The organism is Lentzea kristufekii, assembly GCF_033949925.1.
Classification (GTDB): Bacteria; Actinomycetota; Actinomycetes; order Mycobacteriales; family Pseudonocardiaceae; genus Lentzea; species Lentzea kristufekii.
Genome location: NZ_JAXAVV010000075.1, coordinates 1 through 1,134, shown reverse-complemented (window position 1 = coordinate 1,134; position 1,134 = coordinate 1). Strand labels below are relative to the sequence as shown.

Here is a 1,134-nt window from a genome sequence, read left to right as displayed (position 1 = left end):
CTAGTGTCCTGAGTCGTTAGTTCGTGTGCAGGCGTAGGGTTCGGTGGCATGCCGAACCCGAAGCTGCCTGAGTTGGTGCTGTCCGACGACGAGGCGAGCGTGTTGCGGGGCTGGACGCGGCGCCGGAAGACGGCGCAGGCGTTGGCGTTGCGGGCGCGGATCGTGTTGCGGTGCGCCGAAGGTGGCTCGAACAGTGAGATCGCGGCGGAGCTGGCGGTCCAGCGGGCGACGGTGGCGAAATGGCGGTCGCGGTTCGTGGCCGATCGGCTGGATGGGTTGCTCGACGAGGCGCGTCCTGGGCGGCCGCGCACGATCTCCGATGATCAGGTCGAGGCGGTGATCACCGCGACGCTGGAGTCGACGCCTGCGAACGCGACGCACTGGTCGACCCGGTCGATGGCGGCGGAGTCGGGGTTGACGCAGACCGCGGTGACGCGGATCTGGAACGCGTTCGGTCTGCAGCCGCATCGCCGTGAGGCGTGGAAGTTGTCCAAGGATCCGTTGTTCGTGGACAAGGTCAAGGACGTGGTCGGGCTCTACCTCGCGCCGCCGGAGCGGGCGGTGGTGTTGTGCGTGGACGAGAAGTCTCAGATCCAGGCACTCAACCGCACCGCTCCGATCCTGCCGATGCTGCCCGGCACACCGCAGCGCGCCACGCACGACTACACCAGGCACGGCACCTCGAGTCTGTATGCGGCACTGGACATCACCACTGGCAAGGTCATCGGCCGCCTGCACGCGCGGCATCGTGCGATCGAGTTCAAGAAGTTCTTGATCGCGATCGACAAAGAGGTTCCCGCGGATCTGGCCGTGCATCTGGTGATGGACAACGTCTCGACGCACAAGACCCCGGTGATCAAACGCTGGCTGGCCGCGCACCCGCGCTTCGCCGTGCACTTCACGCCGACGTCGAGTTCCTGGCTCAACCTCGTCGAACGCTGGTTCTCCGAGTTGACGACCAAGAAACTCCAACGTGGAAGCCACACCAGCGTCCGCGCGCTCAACCGTGACATCCGCGCATGGATCGAGACCTGGAACGACGACCCACGGCCCTACGTCTGGACCAAGACCGCCGCCCAGATCCTCGACTCCATCGCACGCTACTGCACACGAATTAATAACTCAGGACACTAG

The 1,134-nt window shown here is 65.2% G+C and carries 1 protein-coding gene; it reads left to right on the top strand.

Annotated features, from left to right (window positions below; genetic code table 11):
* Positions 1 to 48: 48 nt before the first annotated feature.
* Positions 49 to 1,134: an IS630 family transposase gene (locus SK571_RS46100; protein ID WP_319990421.1), complete on the top strand. Its 1,086-nt coding sequence runs from the start codon at positions 49 to 51 to the stop codon at positions 1,132 to 1,134.

What these genes read in the sequence shown, in the direction of transcription:
- SK571_RS46100 (WP_319990421.1), top strand. Translation starts at nt 49, where the DNA reads ATGCCGAACCCGAAGCTGCCTGAGTTGGTGCTGTCCGACGACGAGGCG.